The sequence below is a fragment of the Tatumella sp. UBA2305 genome, from assembly GCF_002345795.1.
Lineage (GTDB): Bacteria > Pseudomonadota > Gammaproteobacteria > Enterobacterales > Enterobacteriaceae > Tatumella > Tatumella morbirosei.
In genome coordinates, this window is record NZ_DDVT01000009.1 from 57,251 (window position 1) to 78,675 (window position 21,425).

General features: G+C 47.9%; 14 protein-coding genes. 11 read left to right on the plus strand and 3 right to left on the minus strand.

All coding sequences use genetic code 11. The features are described from left to right. Positions 1-121 precede the first annotated feature (121 nt). From proV to emrB, 6 genes are all read left to right on the plus strand, one after another. On the plus strand, positions 122-1,315 hold the full coding sequence (proV, locus tag B3Z23_RS03775) for a glycine betaine/L-proline ABC transporter ATP-binding protein ProV (RefSeq protein ID WP_294901709.1): 1,194 nt from the start codon (positions 122-124) through the stop codon (positions 1,313-1,315). Next, on the plus strand, positions 1,315-2,496 hold the full coding sequence (gene proW / locus B3Z23_RS03780) for a glycine betaine/L-proline ABC transporter permease ProW (RefSeq protein ID WP_294901711.1): 1,182 nt from the start codon (positions 1,315-1,317) through the stop codon (positions 2,494-2,496). The genes proV and proW overlap by 1 nt, the downstream gene beginning before the upstream one ends. Before the next feature lie 51 nt (positions 2,497-2,547). Beyond that, complete coding sequence (gene proX, locus B3Z23_RS03785) at positions 2,548-3,546, plus strand: glycine betaine/L-proline ABC transporter substrate-binding protein ProX (protein ID WP_294901713.1); 999 nt, start codon at positions 2,548-2,550, stop codon at positions 3,544-3,546. Positions 3,547-3,940: 394 nt separating this feature from the next. Then, positions 3,941-4,450, plus strand: a complete 510-nt coding sequence (gene mprA, locus B3Z23_RS03790) for a transcriptional repressor MprA (protein WP_294901715.1) — start codon at positions 3,941-3,943, stop codon at positions 4,448-4,450. A gap of 150 nt (positions 4,451-4,600) precedes the next feature. After that, positions 4,601-5,779 carry a multidrug efflux MFS transporter periplasmic adaptor subunit EmrA gene (gene emrA / locus B3Z23_RS03795; protein ID WP_294901717.1) on the plus strand — a complete coding sequence of 393 codons (1,179 nt, stop codon included), beginning with the start codon at positions 4,601-4,603 and terminating at the stop codon, positions 5,777-5,779. Between the two features lie 17 nt (positions 5,780-5,796). Beyond that, positions 5,797-7,344 carry a multidrug efflux MFS transporter permease subunit EmrB gene (emrB, locus tag B3Z23_RS03800; protein ID WP_294901719.1) on the plus strand — a complete coding sequence of 516 codons (1,548 nt, stop codon included), beginning with the start codon at positions 5,797-5,799 and terminating at the stop codon, positions 7,342-7,344. A gap of 52 nt (positions 7,345-7,396) precedes the next feature. Here emrB and B3Z23_RS03805 read toward each other — a convergent pair whose 3' ends face one another. Then, positions 7,397-8,389, minus strand: a complete 993-nt coding sequence (locus tag B3Z23_RS03805; RefSeq protein ID WP_294901721.1) for a tRNA/rRNA methyltransferase — start codon at positions 8,387-8,389, stop codon at positions 7,397-7,399. A 175-nt stretch (positions 8,390-8,564) separates the two neighbouring features. Between B3Z23_RS03805 and trxC the strand changes: the two genes are divergently transcribed. The 5 genes from trxC (at position 8,565) to B3Z23_RS03830 (ending at position 18,222) form a co-directional block, all read left to right on the plus strand. After that, the gene (gene trxC, locus B3Z23_RS03810; protein ID WP_294901737.1) at positions 8,565-8,984 is read left to right on the plus strand and encodes a thioredoxin TrxC; all 420 of its coding nucleotides are present in this window, start codon (positions 8,565-8,567) and stop codon (positions 8,982-8,984) included. Between the two features lie 81 nt (positions 8,985-9,065). Further along, on the plus strand, positions 9,066-9,767 hold the full coding sequence (locus B3Z23_RS03815; protein WP_294901723.1) for a tRNA-uridine aminocarboxypropyltransferase: 702 nt from the start codon (positions 9,066-9,068) through the stop codon (positions 9,765-9,767). Between the two features lie 30 nt (positions 9,768-9,797). Further along, positions 9,798-12,470 (plus strand): bifunctional acetate--CoA ligase family protein/GNAT family N-acetyltransferase, encoded by a 2,673-nt coding sequence (locus tag B3Z23_RS03820; RefSeq protein ID WP_294901725.1) that lies wholly within the window; start codon positions 9,798-9,800, stop codon positions 12,468-12,470. A 99-nt stretch (positions 12,471-12,569) separates the two neighbouring features. Beyond that, positions 12,570-13,925 (plus strand): CDP-diacylglycerol--serine O-phosphatidyltransferase, encoded by a 1,356-nt coding sequence (gene pssA / locus B3Z23_RS03825; protein ID WP_414716455.1) that lies wholly within the window; start codon positions 12,570-12,572, stop codon positions 13,923-13,925. Between the two features lie 619 nt (positions 13,926-14,544). Next, positions 14,545-18,222 carry an autotransporter outer membrane beta-barrel domain-containing protein gene (locus tag B3Z23_RS03830; RefSeq protein ID WP_294901729.1) on the plus strand — a complete coding sequence of 1,226 codons (3,678 nt, stop codon included), beginning with the start codon at positions 14,545-14,547 and terminating at the stop codon, positions 18,220-18,222. Between the two features lie 85 nt (positions 18,223-18,307). On the opposite strand, the gene B3Z23_RS03835 is transcribed toward B3Z23_RS03830, so the two are convergent. After that, a complete protein-coding gene (locus B3Z23_RS03835) occupies positions 18,308-19,525 on the minus strand; it encodes a glycosyltransferase (protein WP_294901731.1) in 1,218 nt (405 codons plus the stop codon). A gap of 78 nt (positions 19,526-19,603) precedes the next feature. Further along, on the minus strand, positions 19,604-20,866 hold the full coding sequence (locus B3Z23_RS03840) for an MFS family transporter (RefSeq protein ID WP_294901738.1): 1,263 nt from the start codon (positions 20,864-20,866) through the stop codon (positions 19,604-19,606). Positions 20,867-21,425: the final 559 nt, after the last annotated feature.

Below are 21,425 nucleotides of genomic sequence, written 5' to 3' on the forward strand. Positions count from 1 at the left end.
CAAATTAGAAAAATCAAGGGTTGTCAGATAATCTCAGTATGGTACGGTTATATATGTACATTACCTTCCGGACACTATAACCCCATGAGAAAATAAATATAACTCAGGATAATACGACTGAATGGCAATTAAACTTGAAGTAAAAAATCTATATAAAATTTTTGGTGACCATCCGGGTAAAGCATTTAAATATCTGGACCAGGGGCTAAGTAAAGAACAGATTCTGGATAAAACAGGACTGTCTGTCGGCGTCAAAGATGCCAGTCTGGCCATTGAAGAAGGCGAGATTTTTGTGATCATGGGGTTATCCGGTTCCGGAAAATCTACCATGGTTCGCCTTCTCAATCGTCTGATCGAACCTACCCGTGGACAGGTGCTTATTGACGGTCTGGATATCGCTAAAATTCCTGACACACAGCTACGGGAAATACGCCGTAATAAAATCAGTATGGTTTTCCAGTCTTTTGCATTAATGCCACATATGACGGTATTAAATAATGCGGCTTTCGGTATGGAACTGGCGGGTATACCTCTGCAGGAACGGGAGGAAAAAGCACTAGAGTCTCTGCGCCAGGTTGGGCTGGAAAAATATGCTCACTCATGGCCGGATGAATTATCCGGTGGTATGCGTCAGCGTGTGGGGCTTGCCAGAGCATTAGCCATTAACCCGGATATTCTGTTAATGGATGAAGCCTTCTCAGCGCTTGACCCGTTAATTCGTACTGAAATGCAGGATGAATTAATTAAATTACAGACCCGTCAACAGCGTACTATTGTTTTTATTTCTCATGACCTTGATGAAGCAATGCGTATCGGAGACCGGATTGCGATTATGCAAAACGGGGAAGTTATTCAGGTTGGGACGCCGGATGAAATACTCAATAATCCGGCCAACGATTATGTGAAGACCTTTTTCCGTGGTGTCGATATCAGCCAGGTATTTAGTGCTAAAGATATTGCCCGTCGGGGTGCCAATACCCTGATGCGTAAAGCGCCAGGATTCGGTCCGCGTACTGCGCTGCAATTACTCCGCGATCAGGATCGGGAATTCGGCTATGTACTGGATAAGCAGAAATTTGCCGGTATCGTTTCCGGTGATTCATTACAACAGGCCCTGGCTTCCGGTGGCACGCTGGAAAGTGCTTTTCTTGAGGCGCCACTGCCAATACCTGCCGCAACACCGCTAAATGAAATATTTTCACATGTGGCGGCGGCACCCTGTGCAGTGCCAGTCACTGATGAAAACAACCAGTATGTCGGCATTATTTCAAAAAGCAGTCTGTTACGGGCGCTGGATCGCGAGGGGAATCAATAATGAGCAAGCCAGATAATAATCCATGGAGTGATACTTCAGCTCAGACCAGCACAGTTCCTGCGGCTGGCAGTAGCAGCAGTGATCCCTGGTCTGCACCCACTTCATCATCGCCTTCTGCGGGCGGTTCTGCGGATACCAGCTCTTCAGATGCCTGGGGCTCCGCCGGCAGCAGCACCGGCAGTGGCGGTCATGACGCAGCAGCTTCATCCAACGATTGGCTGAATACGCCTGCTCCGGTGACGCATGAACATTTTAATATTATGGATCCGTTCCATAAGACATTAATTCCGCTAGACAGCTGGGTGACCCATGCCATTGACTGGGTCGTGGGTAATTTTCGTCCGGTATTTCAGGGGATTCGTGTACCTGTCGATTTTATTCTGAGTACTTTCCAGCATCTGCTGACAGTAATGCCTTCACCTGTGGCAATTCTGATATTCACGCTGATTGCCTGGCAAATGACCAATGTCGGGATGGGGATTGCGACACTGCTGTCTCTGATTGTGATTGGTGCTATCGGTGCATGGTCAGATGCCATGGTGACTTTGTCACTGGTTTTAACCTCGTTGTTGTTCTGTGTGGTCATTGGCTTGCCTGTTGGCATCTGGTTGGCACGCAGTGATCGTGCGGCGAAAATTATTCGTCCGCTACTCGATGCCATGCAGACAACGCCCGCCTTTGTTTATCTGGTACCGATTGTCATGTTGTTTGGTATCGGAAACGTCCCGGGTGTCGTGGTTACCATTATCTTCGCCCTGCCACCGGTTATCCGACTGACCATTTTGGGTATCAAGCAGGTACCGGCAGATTTGATCGAAGCCAGCGAATCGTTCGGTGCCAGTCCGCGCCAGATGTTGTTTAAAGTACAGCTGCCGTTAGCCATGCCAACCATTATGGCCGGCGTCAACCAAACTCTGATGCTTTCGCTTTCCATGGTGGTCATTGCATCGATGATAGCCGTTGGTGGTCTGGGCCAAATGGTGTTACGCGGTATTGGCCGACTTGATATGGGTCTGGCAACCGTGGGTGGTGTCGGTATTGTAATCCTGGCCATTATTCTTGACCGGCTGACACAGTCCGTCGGAGCAGACAGCCGCAGCCGCGCTCAGCGCCACTGGTACCTGACAGGACCGGTAGGACTAATCCTGCGCCCGTTTGTGAAAAGTTCACCCACCAAATGATAACAGAGATGTCCGCCACGTGCGGATATCTCGCAGATAAGAGGAATCATCATGCGTAAGTTAATCGTCACAACCACAGCAATGACTTTACTCCTCGCAGGGCAAAGCTATGCCGCCGACCTGCCAGGTAAAGGGATCACCGTTAAACCGGTTCAGAGTTCCATCAGCGGAGAAACCTTTCAGACTCTGCTGGTGAGTCGTGCATTAGAAAAGCTGGGATATACCGTGGATACCCCGGATGAAGTCGATTACAACGTAGGCTATACCTCTATTGCTGCGGGCGACGCGACTTTTACTGCCGTAAACTGGCAACCACTGCATGACGATATGTACAAAGCCGCCGGTGGAGATAAAGTGTTTTATCGTGAAGGAACCTATGTCAGCGGCGCTGCGCAGGGATATCTGATCGATAAGAAAACCGCCGAAAAATACCATATTACCAACATTGCTCAGTTAAAAGATCCAAAGCTGGCTAAACTGTTTGATACTAACGGCGATGGTAAAGCTGACCTGACCGGCTGCACCCCTGGCTGGGGTTGTGAAACCGTTATAAATCACCAGGTTAAGGCTTATTCTCTGCAAAGTACCGTTGAGGCCAACATGGGTAACTATTCCGCAATGATGGCTGACACTATTGCCCGTTATAAACAGGGAAAACCTATCCTTTATTACACCTGGACTCCTTACTGGGTCAGCGATGTACTGAAACCTGGTCGTGACGTTGTCTGGTTACAGGTACCGTTCTCGTCATTACCGGGGGCACAGAAAAATATAAATACTCAATTACCGAATGGTGCTAACTATGGATTCCCGGTAAACACCATGCATATCGTTGCCAACAAAGCATGGGCAGAGAAGAACCCAGCCGCTGCAAAACTGTTTGCTGAAATGAAACTGCCGCTGGCTGATATCAATGCACAGAATGCTGCGATGAATGCCGGACAAAACAGTGACGCAGATGTCAACCGTCAGGTCGACGGCTGGATTCATGCCCATCAGGCTGAATTTAATCACTGGATTCAGGATGCTTTAGCCGCTGCGAAATCCTAATCTTCCGGAAATCATTTAAGGACAGCCAGGGCTGTCCTTTTTTTATAGTGCCAACTTTTCCTTTATCATCGGTTATTTCCTGTCCTTCTGCTCCTGCTTTTGCACCTGTTAACCGTTAAAAATCCTGCTCTCTCATGCTGTTTTATCATATCTGCCTCAACAAAAGCCTCTTACAGACTATTAACATGACAAGCGGTCTGATATCGTTAGCGAGATATAGTTTTAGTCAGGTGACTTTCCCAGCAGTGACTATTACCTGGTATTGAATCTCTGCCCCTACGCAGAATCTTCCCCTCACAGGTAACAAATTGGTGCTATCACTTTGCGGGAAAGTGCCAGCATTTGACTGAGTCTGACATTAAAATCCTAATAATAATTGATGTGAGGTATTCGCGTGGAAAGTTCATTTACTCCAATTGAAGAAATGTTGCATGTTCTGGTTCAGCGCCACACCAACTATCCGTTGCGGGAAATGTTGCTGACCCGATTATGCATGCATATCCAGGGGAAACTGCTTGAAAATCGCAACAAAATTCTAAAGGAACGCGGTATTAATGACACCCTGTTTACGGCGCTCGTCACTCTGGATGCCCGTAAAGATCAGAGTATTCAGCCATCCGAACTCAGTTCCGCGTTAGGCTCTTCCAGGACAAATGCGACACGTATTGCAGACGAACTGGAGAAACGTGGCTGGATAGAACGCCGCGAAAGCAGTAATGATCGCCGCTGTCTGCATCTGCACCTGACAGAACAAGGCTATGAATTTCTGTGTGAGGTTATGCCTCCCCAACACCAGAGTCTGAAGCATCTTTGGGAAGTCCTTTCCACCGAAGAGCAGCAACAACTCGAAACTATTACCCGCAAACTTCTTGGCCGCCTTGATGAAATGGACAGCAAGGCATAATCATTTAGTCACGCGACGGTAATATGTCATCAAGTGCTAAAGATTACGATCAAGATTTGGTTATGCTTCAGCACCTTTGCCAGCGAAAAAACACTGGCATTACCGGGCCAAATTTGCTGTTCCCCATACCAATGACAGGTGGAAAATTTTATGAGTGCAGGTGAGGAAACTCTGCAATCCGGAGCCCCGCGGCCCCAAAATAAAAAGAAAAAACGCAAAACTTTGCTGATTCTGTTGGCTATTGTTTGTCTGGTTGTTGCTATTGGCTATTTTGCCTATTGGTTCCTGGTGCTGAGCCATTATCAGGATACCGATGACGCCTATGTTGCTGGCAATCAGGTGGTCATTATGCCGCAGGTCTCAGGCAGCGTTACCCGTGTCTGGTTTGATGATACCGATTATGTCAAAAAAGGTGACATTCTGGTGTCTCTGGATAAAACCGATGCTCAACAAGCTTTAGACAAAGCAGAAACAGCACTCGCCACCAGCGTCCGCCAAACTCGCCAGGAAATGATCAACAGCAAACAGTATCAGGCTAATATTACCCTGAAAAAAGTTGCGCTGGCACAGGCTCAGGCAGATTTACAACGGCGCATCCCTCTTGGTAAATCACAGTTAATTGGTCGTGAAGACCTGCAACATGCCCGCGATGCTGTGACCAGTGCCCAGGCAGACCTCGACGTAGCGACCCAACAGTACAATGCTAACCAGGCAATCTTACTGAATACCACCCTGGAAAATCAGCCCGCTGTACAACAAAGTGCTACCGCTGTCCGTGATGCCTGGCTGGCCTTACAACGTACCGACATTCGTAGCCCGGTGGATGGTTATGTTTCCCAGCGTAGTGTCCAGGTGGGGTCACAGATTACCTCTTCCAGCTCTTTGATGGCCGTTGTGCCTGATAAACAGTTGTGGGTGGATGCTAACTTTAAAGAAACACAACTTGCCGATGTTCGCATTGGTCAACCGGCAACCATTGTTTCTGATATCTATGGCGATGATGTCGTATACCACGGCAAAGTGGTTGGTCTGGATATGGGGACCGGCAGCGCCTTCTCTCTGCTGCCTGCTCAGAATGCTACCGGTAACTGGATTAAAGTGGTCCAACGCTTGCCGGTTCGCGTTGATATCGACCCACAGGATCTCGCGAAGCATCCACTGCGTATCGGCTTATCAACGTTGGTCACTGTTGACACCGCAAATAAAGACGGAAAGGTACTCGCCAGTTCAATAAGGAGTACACCGGCTTATGAGAGTAATGCGCTGGAACTGCAATTAGGCCAGGTGAATAAGATGATCTCTGACATCATCAAGGCAAATGCCGGCTGATGTCCGCGGAGAAAACCATGGCGCAGAAACCGCTCGAAGGTACCCAACTGGTTCTGATGACGATTGCCTTGTCGTTAGCAACCTTTATGCAGGTGCTGGACTCGACTATTGCCAACGTAGCCATACCGACCATTGCAGGTAACCTGGGGGCATCAAACTCCCAGGGGACCTGGGTTATCACCTCTTTCGGCGTCGCAAATGCCATTTCTATTCCGTTGACCGGCTGGTTAGCCCGACGGTTCGGAGAGGTCAGACTGTTTATGCTTTCCACCGTGGCATTTGCCATCGCCTCCTGGGCATGCGGAATGTCGAACAGTCTGACAATGTTGATTTTCTTCCGTGTCATCCAGGGGGTGGTCGCAGGCCCCTTGATTCCTCTTTCACAAAGTTTGCTGCTGAATAACTACCCGCCCGCTAAACGCAGTATAGCCCTCTCATTATGGGCAATGACCGTGATTGTGGCGCCGATTTGTGGTCCGATTCTCGGTGGCTGGATCAGTGATAACTATCACTGGGGCTGGATATTTTTCATTAACGTACCGATTGGTATGGTAGTGATATTCTTAAGTCTGCAAACAATTCGTGGTAGAGAAACCAAAATTACCCGACAGCCGATTGATCTGGTGGGGCTGGTTTGTCTGGTGGTGGGAATTGGTTGTCTGCAGGTCATGCTGGACAGGGGTAAAGAACTGGATTGGTTCAACTCAACCGAGATTATTACTCTGACGGTTTTTGCTGTGATCGCACTCTCTATCCTGTTAATTTGGGAACTGACAGATGATCATCCAATCGTCGATTTATCTTTATTCAAATCGAGAAACTTCACCATTGGTTGTGTCTCCATCAGTCTCGCTTATATGCTCTATTTTGGAACAATCGTACTGCTGCCACAGTTATTACAGGAAGTTTTCGGTTACACTGCGACCTGGGCTGGGTTGGCGTCTGCACCGGTGGGGGTATTACCGGTCATCCTGTCACCGATTATTGGCCGTTTTGCGCATAAAATCGATATGCGATGGCTGGTGACTTTTAGTTTCATTATGTATGCCGTTTGCTTTTACTGGCGAGCTTATACGTTTGAACCGGCAATGAATTTCGCGGCGTCTGCATGGCCACAGTTTATCCAGGGCTTTGCTGTTGCCTGTTTTTTTATGCCGTTAACCACAATAACCTTATCCGGATTGCCTCCGGAACGAATGGCAGCCGCCTCCAGTCTGTCTAACTTTCTGCGAACCCTGGCAGGCTCGATCGGGACCTCAATCACCACCACTTTGTGGACCGACAGAGAGTCACTACATCACAGCCAACTGACAGAATCCGTCACTGCTTTTAATCCAAATGCCAGTCATATGTACCAACAGCTGGAATCAATGGGAATGAGCCACCAGCAGGCTTCTGAGTATATTGCTGAGCAAATTACCAGTCAGGGATTAATCATCTCGGCTAACGAGATTTTCTGGGCCGCGGGAGGGATCTTTATTCTGTTGCTGATCACCATCTGGTTTGCCAAACCCCCGTTTGGCAGTGGCGGAGGTAAACAAAGTGACGGCGGAGGTGCACATTAACTCTGCTGACTATCAGGATAAAAAAAGCGCCGTCAGGCGCTTTTTTGACTGCTTAATGGTTCTGACGCCACCATTCGGCCAGAAGAATCCCTGTGGCAACCGAGACATTAAGGCTTTCAACACTTCCGGTTCCATCAATCGACAGGCTGATATCGCCCTGTTTCAGGGTAGACTCTTTTAGCCCGTCACTTTCCTGACCCAGTACCAGCACCATTTTTTCAGGCAACACAGTTGCAGACAGCGGGCTGCCCTGATGACTGGAAGTTGTCACGATGGTGTAACCCGCGTGGCGAAACGCATCCAGTCCTTCAGCAAAACTCTCCGCTGTTATTGCCTGAACATGCTCAGCACCACCTTCTGCGGTACGCACCGCTGCCCCTGACTCCAGCAAAGAAGCGTCATCCACGAGGATGCCTTTTGCGCCAAAGTGGGCACAGCTACGCATAATGGCTCCAAGGTTATGAGGATTCCCCACATTTTCCAGTGCCAGAACACACTCTTTTTCTGCGGCCTGTTCCAGCCACTCGCTGACGCCCAGCCCCATATGTTTCTTAATAATGAAGCAGACACCACCATGATGCTCAGTGCCAGAGGCTTTTACCAGCTCAGCATCTTCTACCACATGGTAGGCTTTACGGTTAGCGGCCAGCCAGCGTAAGGTTTCACGAAAGCGTGGGGTCACACTCTGAACAAACCAGGCACGAACAATCGCTTCAGGACGGCTCTGGAACAGAGCCTGACAAGCATTTTCACCATACACCCGGGTTTCTTCCTGGCGCTGTTTGCGGATAACCTCAGGGTCGATAACTGGCCTTGGTCCGGTCTCAGTTGGCAATACTTTTGGCTCTTCTGCCGGGGAACGGGAAACTGTCCGCCACGGGGAACGGGATTTTTCTTCCTGACGACGACCTGGCTCCTGCTGACGTGACGGAGAATGACCTCCTTTGCCTGTCCGCGGGTTACCGGTACGTTGACGGGTATTATCCTCGTTGCGAACATACATCACTTTTACTTTACTGCTTTTGCCTTTTACATCGTCGTTCATTGTGTCCTCCTGTTCCTGGAGCGCGAAGATTACCTGATGTCACGCTGCTAATCTATCAACTTTGGCTTTGATGCTGTCATCTATTATAGTCATCGACAGATCCTACTGGTTCAACCGTTCAGGATGCCTGATAATCATACGCAATATTTTTCGACAATCCTAATCAGAGGTCATGATGAATACCGTATGCAGCCACTGTCTTGCCACCAACCGCCTGCCGGAGGAAAGAATCAGTGAGTCCGCGAAATGTGGGCGTTGTAAAGAACTCTTGTTTGACGGAGAAATTATTAATGCCACTGAACAGACGCTGGATAAACTGTTACAGGATGATCTGCCAGTAGTGATTGATTTCTGGGCGCCCTGGTGTGGTCCCTGTGTCGGGTTTGCTCCGGTGTTCGAAGATGTAGCTGAAGAACGGGCAGAACAGATCCGTTTTATCAAAGTGAATACTGAACAGCAGGCCGCGTTAAGTGCCCGTTTTCGTATCCGCAGTATTCCTACATTAATGATCTTCCGGAAAGGACAGCATGTCGACACCATGGCGGGCGCTTTACCCAAAGCCTCATTCAAACAGTGGCTGGACGAATCCCTGTAATTTACGATGAAAGCTTTCCGTCAGACTACGCAGGTCAGTTTTTTTCGATTACACTGCGCTTTTTCCTGATCGTGAAAAATTATGTTGGATAATGCCGTCCTGAACCTCAGGGCACAACGGCTGGCAAGAGCAACCCGCCCGTTCCTTGCCAGGGGAAACCGTGTTGTTCGTTGTCAGCGCTGTCTGTTACCGGTAGCGCAGTGCTTATGCACTACCATCACGCCGGTATCTGCCCGCAGCCAGTTCTGTCTGGTGATGTTCGATACTGAGCCTCTTAAACCCAGTAATACTGGTCGCCTGATTGCCGATATTTTGCCTCAGACCACCGCGTTCGAATGGTCACGTACAGCACCGCCAGAGCAATTATTGGCAACTGTCAGTGATGACAGCGTACAGCCTCTGGTGGTATTTCCGGGCCATTATGCAGCCCCGGGCCGCGAGGTGATCACTACCCCACCGGTCATAGGTCCCCCCCCCTTGTTCGTCATGCTGGATGGTACCTGGACCGAAGCTGCAAAAATGTTCCGTAAAAGTCCCTGGCTCGATCGTTTCCCGGTAATGTCGCTGAATGTGACCCAGCCTTCTCGCTACAGCCTGCGGGAATCGCCGACAGCCGGTCAACACTGTACCGCAGAAATCGCAATAGCATTGCTGGAACAGGCGGGAGATAACGTAGCGGCATCAGGATTGCTGGCTCACTTTGAACGTTTTCGACATCGATATCTGGCGGGCAAAGCATCACATCAGGCATACCTCACAGAAAAACGCTCCGAAAACAGATAAACTACGGCTTTCAGCACAGGAAGGATACAGATGAGTCAGCGTGGTCTGGAAGCATTACTTAAACCTGGTTCCATCGCGGTGATTGGCGCGTCCGAAAAACAGGACCGGGCCGGCCATCTGATGATGAAGAATCTGCTGGCAGGAGGATTTAATGGCCCGATACTCCCTGTGACGCCTGCATGGCAGGCAGTGTGTGGCGTGCTGGCTTATCCTTCGGTTGACCGGCTACCTTGTGTTCCTGACCTTGCCATCATTTGTACCCATTCCCAACGAAATCTGGAAATTCTGCAGCAATTAGGAGAAAAAGGCTGCCGGGCTTGTATTATCCTTTCTGCTCCCCGAGAACAGCTGAATGAATTAAAAGAGTGTGCGGCGCGCTGGAATATCCGTATTCTTGGGCCTAATAGCCTTGGGCTGCTCTCTCCGTGGCAGGGAATCAATGCCAGTTTCTCTCCGGTACCCGTTCAGCGCGGAAAACTGGCATTTATTTCACAATCAGCAGCAGTTTCTAATACGCTACTTGACTGGGCACAACAACGTAATCTTGGTTTTTCCTGGTTTATCGCTCTGGGAGACAGTGTAGATATTGATGTCGATGATTTACTCGATTTCCTTGCCAGAGACAGTAAAACCAGCGCCATACTACTGTCACTGGAGCATTTAGAAGATGCCCGGAGGTTTGTTTCTTCATCACGTAGTGCTGCACGTAATAAACCTATTCTGGTCATCAAAAGTGGCAGAAGTCGTCAGGCCAGGCAATTCCTCGGCACGACAGACAGCCTGGATGCCGCATGGGACGCCGCCATTCAGCGCGCGGGAATGCTACGGGTCAAAGATACGCATGAGTTGTTTTCTGCGGTAGAGACTCTCAACCACATGCGTCCGCTCCGTGGCGAACGGTTATTTATCATCAGCAACGGTGCTGCACCCGCAGCACTGGCTCTGGATGAACTCACCGAACGTAACGGCACATTAGCCTGCCTGGACCAGACCACGACCGAAGCACTGAATAAAGTATTGCCTCCGTCAGTACGTGCAGGCAACCCGCTGGATCTGAAAGATGATGCCACAACAGAACGCTACCTGTCGGTCATCAGCCCGTTGCTGGAAAGTCATGCCCTGGATGCACTGATGATTATTCATGCCCCCAGCGCAGTTTCTCCGGCCAGTGAAAGTGCCAATGAAATTATCCGACTGGTCAAACAGCACCCCCGTGGCCGGCAAATGACTTTGCTGACCAACTGGGGAGGAGAATACTCGTCACGTGACGCGAGGGCGGCATTCACCCGGGCAGGGATACCCACCTGGAGAACTCCGGAAGGCACGGTGACTGCATTTATGCATATGGTCGAATACCGGCGCAACCAGAAGCAATTACGGGAAACGCCTTCACTGCCCGCTCGTTTACCACAAACACGTATTAATATTCGCCAATTGTTACAGCAAACGCTGGCTGAAGGGCGAAACCGTCTGGATACCCATGAAGTACAGGCTATTTTTCAGGGGTATGGGATAAATACTTTGTCAACCTGGGCTGCAGCCGACAGCCAACAAGCCGTGGTCATTGCCGACAATATTGGTTACCCGGTAGCGCTAAAATTACGCTCTCCGGATATTCCACATAAGTCAGAAATACAGGGAGTCATGCTCTATTTACATACTGCCGCAGAGGTGGCCAGCGCGGCAGATGCCATATTATCCCGCGCCCGGACCGCATGGCCTAAGGCTGAGATTCAGGGTCTGGTAGTTCAGAGCATGGCCCGGCGTGCCGGGGCAGAAGAGCTGAGAATTTCGGTAAAACCTGACCCGTTGTTTGGCCCGGTGATCATTCTCGGTGAAGGAAATGGCGAATGGCAGACAGATCAGCAGCCAGCCGTTGCCCTTCCCCCTCTGAATATGACCCTGGCAAAAAACCTTGTGAATCAGGCCATCATCCGTGGTGCGATACGCGGCCGAAATTCACTCCAGTCCCTGGATATTAATGCGGTTAGCCAGTGCCTGGTGCATATTTCTAATATGATTATTGACTGTCCGGAAATCGAGTGGCTGGATATTCATCCTTTACTGGCTTCCGGAAATAATCTCACCCTACTCGATGCCACAGTATCTCTGAAAGAGTTTAGTGGTGAAAGTGAATCCAGACTGGCCATACGCCCTTATCCGCAACGCCTCGAACAGAGTGTGGTACTGAAAGATAGTCGCGAATGTCTGTTCCGCCCCATACTGCCGGAAGATGAACCCGGACTTAAAGAGTTCATCTCCAGAGTGACAAAAGAAGATCTCTATTACCGCTATTTTAGTGAAATCAATGAGTTCACTCACGAAGACTTAGCCAACATGACACAGATCGATTATGATCGGGAAATGGCAATCGTCGCCGTTTATACCGCTGAAGATCATGACGAGATCATTGGCGTCACCAGAGCAATTTCTGATCCTGATAATGTTGATGCAGAATTTTCAATCCTGGTCAGATCTGATCTGAAAAATATCGGTCTTGGTCGACTACTGTTGGAAAAAATGATCCTATATACCCGTCAGCATGGCTTGCAGCAGCTAAATGGCATTACCATGCCCAATAATCAGGGAATGATCACTCTGGCACGTAAACTGAATTTTAGCATTGAGCGACAGATGGATGAAGGGATTGTTACGCTGCAACTTGCCCTGCAGGCACCCGAAAAAAAACGTACAGAAGAGTAAAATTGTCACGACATCACATGGTTAATGTTACACTTCAAGGTTAAGGCCATGAGATTGTCAGTGATGACAATACATTGAACAGAGAAGAAGCGCATTGTGATGTTGTCAAAATTTAAACTCAATAATCACCAACAGTACCTCGCGCAACTGCCCGCACTTTCGCAATCAGCCGCTGATTTCACCATGCTCTATTCTGCGGCTGAGTTTCGCCGTACCCTGCTGGAAAAAATTGCCACCGCCACGACGCGCATCTGTCTTGTCGCTTTGTATCTGGAAAATGATGAAGGCGGGCGGAATATTATGGATGCACTTTACGCCGCCAGGCGAGCTAATCCGGCCCTGGATATCAGTATTTGCGTAGACTGGCATCGCGCCCAGCGCGGACGGATCGGTGCAGCCAAAGGTTCGACCAATGCCGACTGGTATTGCGAAATGGCATCAGCCAATCCTGATATCGCCATTCCGGTCTACGGAATTCCTGTGAATACCCGTGAAGCCCTGGGTGTATTGCACCTGAAGGGATTTATTGTCGATGATTGCGTGATTTATAGTGGCGCCAGCCTGAACAATGTTTACCTCCATCAACAGGAGCGCTACCGTTACGATCGATATCAAATCATCCGTAATTCAGCCCTGGCAGACACGATGTTTGAATGGATCGGAATTAACCTGAAGCAGGCTGAAGCTGTTCATCGCCTGGATCAGAGCGAGAGACCGTCTAGTCCGGAAATCAAAAATGAAACACGCTTGTTCCGCCAGGAATTGCGTACCTTTAACTATCAGTTTGAACCTCAGGCACAGGAAGGTGAGCTAAGTGTGACGCCTTTAGTCGGCCTGGGTAAACGCAATATTCTGAATCAGACGATTTTCCATCTGATGCCCTGTGCCGAACATAAATTAACTATCTGCACTCCTTATTTTAATCTGCCGGCGATACTGGTTCGTAACATCATCCGCCTGCTGCGTCAGGGTAAACAGGTTGAAATAATTATTGGCGATAAAACTGCCAATGATTTTTATATTCCGCCTCAGGAACCCTTTAAAATAATCGGTGCTTTGCCGTATCTTTATGAAATCAATCTGCGTCGGTTTGTCAGCCGCCTGCAATATTTCATTGATAACAAGCAGTTGACGGTACGTTTATGGAAAGACGGAGACAACAGTTATCACCTGAAGGGTATTTGGGTCGATGATGAATGGATGTTGCTCACCGGTAATAACCTGAATCCTCGTGCATGGCGGTTGGATCTGGAAAATGCCATCCTGGTCCATGATCCTCGTCACCAGTTACTGGAGCAAAAAGTGAAAGAACTTGCTCTGATACGTCAGCATACTTCTGTGGTCGCACACTATAATGACCTGGAGAGTATTGCAGAGTATCCTGCACGGATAAAGAAACTAATCCGCAGGATGAGACGCATCCGTATGGACCGGCTGATAGGCCGGATTCTCTGAGTTCTGTAACCCCGTTAATACGGGGTTTATTGCCTGATTCTCATTTTCTCATTTGCTAATATCTTTATCTCTCCTAACCCTGAATACAGAGTTGCCAACACTCAGGTTTAACCTCTGATTTTCTCTGCTTTCCTGTGTCTTTTCAGTCAGCATTTCCAGTACCTGTTAACCCGTAAGTCAGTTTTCGCCTATCAAATCATTCGTGTTGATTGCTTATTGCTATCATTAACAATTCGCTTCAGATTGCTTACATAGCTTTAATCACGTAGGATTAATGTTAAGAGATATTTCATAATACTACTAATAAATATTAAAAAACATTTTTGGCAGTATCCGGTTAGCTACACCTACCCACTGGCTTTTCCCGGTGGTTATTAACAAAATAAAAAAATCACTAACAGCCCGTTATTTAACGGACTACACACAGCTGAGAAATAGTTATACTACGACCATTCAATTATTATTATCCAGGAAGGTATTTATTAATATCTACCGACCGACTCATTAATAATCATTTAATTGTTGCAGGTATTTATTTTCTATTTCGCAGATTCGTAATAAAAATAATCATTAACAGGGTAATCCCCTGCAATGATGCATGGATACGGATGTAAATGAAATGAATAAAATATACCGGCTAGTATGGTGCCAGGCTAAAAGAGCCTGGGTGGTATGTTCTGAACTGGGTAGTCGTCAGGGGAAAGGTCGTAGCAGATTAGTCGTGACTGCAGCATTAGCTGTTTCTGCAATTCCTGTTAGTGCATTTGCTACCTGTACCTCAAATAATGGAACCAATACCAATGGTTATAGTGGTTCTTATATTCAGAATGCTACGATTGATTGTACTTCAGATACTGTAACTACTGCGATAAGTGGCTCCTATGCCGGCTACGGGTCTTTGCTCGAGTTTAGCCCCAAAATAGCAGCCGAAACCTCTCAGGTATTACGCTGGACTAACGCCAATTCATCAACCGCGATGCAAATTAATGTCGCTGATGGTGTGACGGTAAGTGGTTCAGGCTTAACCCGGCCTTTATTGTATTCACGTACAGGTTATTACACCACTAACGGCAACGGTACGTCGGTGGTCGCAAATTGGATCACCCCTGATGCACGTGCCAGCATGTCTATTACCAATAACGGAACGGTTAACTACACTGGTACATCCAGTACAAGTTCACTGGACTTTGGTAGTGCCATTGGTATGGATGCCGATGATAGTCCGGTAGACCAACTGATTGTAAATAATGGTACGATAAATTCATCCTCAGGCTGGGGGGTTTCATTCAGGGATGCTGCCACCAGTTCCTTAGGCGCATTTCGTGCATTGAGTTCCTACGCTTACTCCTATAATAATATTGTCGGCTTAACCAATAGCGGAACCATTACTCAGACCGGTTCCCTAAGCACATCCTCTTCTAATGCGTTAAAAGCTCATGCTTCGGCAGTAGAATTACTGGTCCCATCAGCCGCTCAGGCTTATGTTGTCAACAATGCCAATGCATCGATCTCTGGTACGAATATTGGTGTCGATATTCTGACCACGAAGCAGGTGACCAATGCTTATATTACCAACTCAGGGACCATTACCTCATCAGGGACCGGGATTAACCTCAGTCCATTAACCTTATCCAGTCTGGTACTCACCCCCTATCTGACAACTTTAACCAATAATAATGGTGCGGTGATCAGCGGTAGCAATTACGGGGTGTATAACGGCGGTACCATCGACACCTTTAATAACTACGGTACTATCTCCGGTAACGGCACCAACTCGGTATACTCCACAAGCGGAACAATTACTTCCGGGCTGAATAACTATGGCAGCCTGAACGGTGATGTGGCTCTGGGTGCCAATACCCTGAATTTACTGGCATCTTCCTCGGCTGTCGTTGCAGAACCCACTGTTGCCGGAGATATTAATGGTACCAGTGGTTCGGTAATCAACATTGGCAGCGCAACTAATGCGACCTCGTTCAACCATGCCGCTGGTGATAATGCCAGTGTTTCACAGATTAACCTGGCAAAAGGCAGTAAATTAACGCTTAATGATGGTTCCACCTGGGCGGCCAGTGCTGACTCCGAATCAGCGATTGACCTGCAGGGAACCTTTATCAGCAATGGCAGTACCACTCTGGGTGGTAATGTCACCACCGATAGCCTGATGCAACTCAATTCTACGGCTTCTTCACCCTCTACACTGACCATCGGCGGAGATCTTACTGCCTCCGGTGCAACCATCGATATGGCGAATAGAGTGGCGGGCGATAAGATGGTGATCTCAGGTAATTACACCACCCAGAATAATCTCTGGCTGATGGACTCTTACCTGACCGGTACCGGACAAAGCAGCGATAACGGGGCCGATGGAAAATCTTATACTGATACCGTTGAAATTAAAGGCAACGTCACTGGCAACGGTTATGATCAGGTGTGGATTAATAATCTGAATATAAGCAATCCGACCGGCCAGGAGTCTCTTGAACTGATCAAAGTTGACGGAAGTTCGGACGGTGAATTTCTGCTGCAGAAAAGGGTAGTTAAAGGAAATTATGAATACCTGTTAAACCAGCATGCCGATGATGGTTCATGGTATCTGGAAAGTTCCTCAATGACAGGTACAACAGGGGCTACGGGAGATACTGGCGCTACGGGTGCAACTGGTGAGACCGGCGCTACAGGAGCCACGGGTGAGACTGGGGCTACTGGCGCGACTGGTTCTACCGGCGCTACCGGAGCCACAGGCGCTACCGGTGCCACAGGCGCTACCGGTGCCACAGGCGCTACCGGTGCCACAGGAACTACCGGAGCTACGGGTACCACAGGCGCCACAGGCGCTACAGGAGCCACGGGTGAGAATGGGGCTACTGGCGCGACCGGTTCTACCGGCGCCACTGGTGCTACCGGAGCTACCGGAGCTACGGGTGCCACTGGCTCTACCGGCGCTACCGGAGCTACGGGTGCCACTGGCTCTACCGGCGCTACCGGAGCTACCGGTGCCACAGGAGCTACCGGAGCTACGGGTGCCACTGGCTCTACCGGCGCTACCGGTGCCACAGGAGCTACTGGAGCTACGGGTGCCACTGGCTCTACCGGCGCTACCGGAGCTACGGGTGAGACTGGGGCTACTGGAGCGACCGGTTCCACTGGTTCTACCGGAGCCACGGGTGAGACTGGGGCTACTGGCGCGACCGGTTCTACCGGCGCCACCGGAGCTACGGGTGCCACTGGCGCGACCGGAGCGACTGGGTCTACCGGCGCCACAGGTGAGACTGGTGCCACGGGTGCTACTGGTGATACCGGTGCTACAGGAAACAGTGGATCAACAGGGTCCAGTGAACACCATGTTCCGGTTTATCGTCCGGAAACGGGTAGTTATGCTGCCAATGCCTGGAGTGCCAACCATATGTTCTCTATGTCCCTGCATGACCGTGTAGGTGAAAACAATATTATGGGCCAGGGTAAAGACAGTAATTTGGCCAACAGCTTCTGGATCCGCAGTACCGGTAAACGTACCGAGAGTCATGCTTATGGCCAGCTCAATACTCGTATCTATGATACTTCCGTAGAAATGGGTGGCGATATTGCGCAATGGGACGTGAATCAACAACGTTTCCACCTTGGTTTAATGGCGGGATACGGTCACAGCAACAGTAAAACCCGATCTTCGGTCACCGGCTACGGTTCAAAAGGTGAGCTTAATGGGTATAGTGTCGGGATGTATCTGACCTGGTTTGAGAATGCGGCAGATCAGTCAGGATGGTATACCGATAGCTGGCTACGTTGGAATGATTTTAATGCTACGGTTTCGGGTGATCAATTGCAGGATGAAAAATACCACCTGCGCGGTATCACCGGGGCATTCGAAACAGGTTATGCCTGGAAAGTCACAGGTAATGATAAAACCAGTTTCTGGATCATGCCTCAGGCTCAGATTACCTATCTTGGGGTGACCTCTGATGATTTCACTGAGCATTCCGGTACCCGAATTACCGGCAATGGTAAGGCGACAGAGACCCGACTGGGCGTCCGGAGTTACATAACTTCACTCAGCAGAGATGGTTTTATTCAACCTTATGTTGAGTTTAACCTCAAAAACAGCAGTAAGAACCAAACACCGCAGCTCGACGGAACGTCTGTCGCGGCAATCGGTGGTAAAACGGCCTTTGAAACTAAACTGGGTGTTGAGGCAGCGTTGACCCGTCAGGCCAGTTTGTGGGTAAATACATCTTATGCCACTGGTAGTCATGATTATCAGACCTTACAAGGCAGCGTTGGATTTAAACTGAAGTTCTGATATTGCAGAAAATAAAGATATGAATGCTGATCAGTTTACTGGTCAGCATTTTTTTTGCATGCGGTGCCATCAATAATACCAGAGGTTATCTTAATAACCGTATAAGTTCTTCTACGGCAGTATACTGGGAGTATTTATCCAGCCTGAGGCGAAGTAGTTTTTTGTTACGCAGCGAATCTGATTGTAGATTAACGGGTAAATCACGGAGCACCGCTATTGCCCTGACCGCCATATTCTCATTACGGTCTTCGAGAAGGAGTTTTCTTGCATAAACATAGCTGGCAGAAAAATCCTTCACTTTGAATGCATTGATCATCAGTTCATAATCAATCCAGAAATGATAGATATCATGGTTAACAAACAAGAAGTTGCCTTCCGGCATTTTCACTTTTTTAGCCATCAGGGCAAACTGATAAGCCAGATGATGTTTTTCGAGATGATTATAAATTCTGGCCAAATGATAAAGACTTTCGGTACGTAGCGGATTTTCCTGAAAAGCTTCCAGCAAAAAAGGGATTGCCGCGGGAATATCAGCCAGACGTTCGTACAACAGTCCGATGCGCATCAGACTATAATATTTCTCTTCAGAGAAACCTTGTTCTGTCAGACGCACTTTGTACCAATGCAGTGCATTTCGATACAGCTGTTGGCGATTATCTTCATCATACAATGCGGCATCATGGTAAGACTGTGCACAGTAAAACGCATATCGCGGCTGTAAATCCGGGTCAGCAGCCTTTTGATAAGCAGCTTGCAAAACTTCCGCATCACGCAGGTATTTATCTTTTTCCTCACTCCGGGCACCTTTCCGCCCTGAGATTACTCTGTAATTTCCACTGAGTGTTCCGGTATCTTTTACAGGATCTTCAATAAACTCATGCAGCACTCCACGCCATTTAAATCGTGGGTCATTTTTTATCAGTAATTTTCGAAGGTAATATGTGGTTTTACTTTCATCACACATATTCATAAAGTAGCTATGATGAGTCAGCTCTTTATGATTGACTTCCCCTTCAAAAAAATCGTCGGCATCGAAAAACAACACATAATCTGATTTCCCATGACAACGCTGTAATGCCAGGTTCCGGTTATGGGCAAAATCCACCCACTCATCCTGGTAAAGTTCACCTTCAATTCCGGCTTCACAAAAAAAATGGCGAATAATATCACAGGTATTATCAGAAGAACCGGTATCAGATATCACCCAGCAGGATATCTGCATATGCTGAACAATATTTTGCAGGGTCGCGGCAATAATAGCTGATTCATTTTTAACTATCATATTAAGGCAGATACTGCTCATTCCGGCTCCGTATTGCACAGTAATCAGAGGTTTCAAAACCAGGAATAACAGCCCCGTGAGGGGCTGTTGATTGACCGGTTAAAGTTCAATACCTTTATTTTTTCTGTGTAGCCCTAACGCTATCAGGAACGAAATCACTCCCATCACAGAAACATACCAGAAGAACGAACTCTCTGTCCCGACATCTTTCAGGGTTAACGCGACGTATTCGGCAGAACCCCCAAAAATAGCGTTGGCTAAGGCATAGGGTAACCCAACACCTAATGCCCTGATTTCTGGTGGAAACATTTCTGCTTTAAGCACACCGCTTATCGCGGTATAAAAACTGGTAATCAACAAAGCGACTACGATCAGGAGTAAGGTAAATGTGCTACTATTGCCAGGCATTTTCAATAATGTCAGCAAAGGAACGGTACATAACGTTACTCCGGCACCGAAAATTAACATCGATGCACGACGACCAATTTTATCTGAAAGCGCTCCAATGACCGGCTGTAGGAACATAAAGATAAGTAATGCACAAGTCATAATCAGACTGGCTGATTTGACATTGAATCCCACTGTATTCACCAGGTACTTCTGCATATAAGTGGTGAAAGTATAAAAGCTAAGAGATCCACCGGCAGTAAATCCAATGACCATCAGGAAAGGACGCCAGTGGTGAGTCAGAAGCCCTTTCAGACTACCGGCATCTTTATGCTGACGAATTTTTGAATCGGATGTTTCATGCAGAGAACGACGTAACCACACGGCAATAATGGCCAGTACCGCTCCAATGATAAAGGGAATTCTCCAGCCCCATGTCCGTAACTCCTGGTCAGACAAAATCTGCTGTAACACAACGACAGTTAACACTGCCAACAGTTGTCCACCAATCAGAGTGACATACTGGAACGAAGCATAAAAACCTTTACGCCCTTTAACCGCCACCTCACTCATGTAAGTTGCGCTGGTACCATACTCGCCTCCAACTGATAGTCCCTGTAACATACGGGCCAACAGTAACAGTGCAGGTGCAGCAACCCCAATTGAAGAGTATGAGGGCAGACAGGCAATGACAAAGGACCCAAAACACATCATACACACGGAGATCAGCATCGAATTTTTGCGGCCGTAGCGATCCGCTATGTAACCAAACAACCAGCCACCAATTGGCCGCATCAGGAATCCGGCGGCAAATATACCCGCAGTCTTCAGTAACTGTGAAGTCGTATCACCGTCCGGGAAAAAGATATGAGCAAAATATAATGAGAAGAATGAGTAGACATAGAAATCAAACCATTCGACAAGATTGCCAGAGGAAGCACCGACGATAGCTTTTATGCGATGCATATTCGTCATAGGTTGTTGTGGATCTGCAGTAGCGGCCGCAGGGAGTTGACTCTTTAACATGAGTGGCCTTAGTCTTTTTTTAGATATTTATTGGTTCTCCAAGCATAAGTATCACAGGTTTAAAGTAAAGCTTATTTATCGTTTTTTGTTATATTAAAGTTAAATCAAATACATCCAAAGCATAAGATAAGAAGAATATTTATATTTATAGTTATAAACGCGACAATATAACTCAATGACATGTGTTTAATCTAAAAACATGAAAAAAAATAAAACAATCAACTGATTGATTGATTAGTTAACCCTGATACTTACTGACAAAATATTTTCCTTTAGATTAGCATAAATATAAAACATCGAATATATTGCATAACTATCCAGCTTTGGGGTTTCAACTCTTCTCAATCCCGTTTATTCCACCTTTCTTACCCAAGCCGGCTGCGGAATCATAGTAAACCATCCAGAAGATCTGCTTATGCCAACTGTTTGTATTTAAGTCTCTTTTAGTGCTGAGTGGTTCATAGGTGACAATATTGTCATTGCTTTAGAACAAATGCAAAAAGGCCAT

Bases quoted from the DNA above. Each gene is read 5' to 3' on its own strand.
- proV (WP_294901709.1), top strand. From the start codon at position 122: ATGGCAATTAAACTTGAAGTAAAAAATCTATATAAAATTTTTGGTGAC.
- proW (WP_294901711.1), top strand. From the start codon at position 1,315: ATGAGCAAGCCAGATAATAATCCATGGAGTGATACTTCAGCTCAGACC.
- proX (WP_294901713.1), top strand. From the start codon at position 2,548: ATGCGTAAGTTAATCGTCACAACCACAGCAATGACTTTACTCCTCGCA.
- emrA (WP_294901717.1), top strand. From the start codon at position 4,601: ATGAGTGCAGGTGAGGAAACTCTGCAATCCGGAGCCCCGCGGCCCCAA.
- emrB (WP_294901719.1), top strand. From the start codon at position 5,797: ATGGCGCAGAAACCGCTCGAAGGTACCCAACTGGTTCTGATGACGATT.
- B3Z23_RS03805 (WP_294901721.1), bottom strand. From the start codon at position 8,389: ATGAACGACGATGTAAAAGGCAAAAGCAGTAAAGTAAAAGTGATGTAT.
- trxC (WP_294901737.1), top strand. From the start codon at position 8,565: ATGAATACCGTATGCAGCCACTGTCTTGCCACCAACCGCCTGCCGGAG.
- B3Z23_RS03815 (WP_294901723.1), top strand. From the start codon at position 9,066: ATGTTGGATAATGCCGTCCTGAACCTCAGGGCACAACGGCTGGCAAGA.
- B3Z23_RS03820 (WP_294901725.1), top strand. From the start codon at position 9,798: ATGAGTCAGCGTGGTCTGGAAGCATTACTTAAACCTGGTTCCATCGCG.
- pssA (WP_414716455.1), top strand. From the start codon at position 12,570: ATGTTGTCAAAATTTAAACTCAATAATCACCAACAGTACCTCGCGCAA.
- B3Z23_RS03830 (WP_294901729.1), top strand. From the start codon at position 14,545: ATGAATAAAATATACCGGCTAGTATGGTGCCAGGCTAAAAGAGCCTGG.
- B3Z23_RS03835 (WP_294901731.1), bottom strand. From the start codon at position 19,525: ATGAGCAGTATCTGCCTTAATATGATAGTTAAAAATGAATCAGCTATT.
- B3Z23_RS03840 (WP_294901738.1), bottom strand. From the start codon at position 20,866: ATGACGAATATGCATCGCATAAAAGCTATCGTCGGTGCTTCCTCTGGC.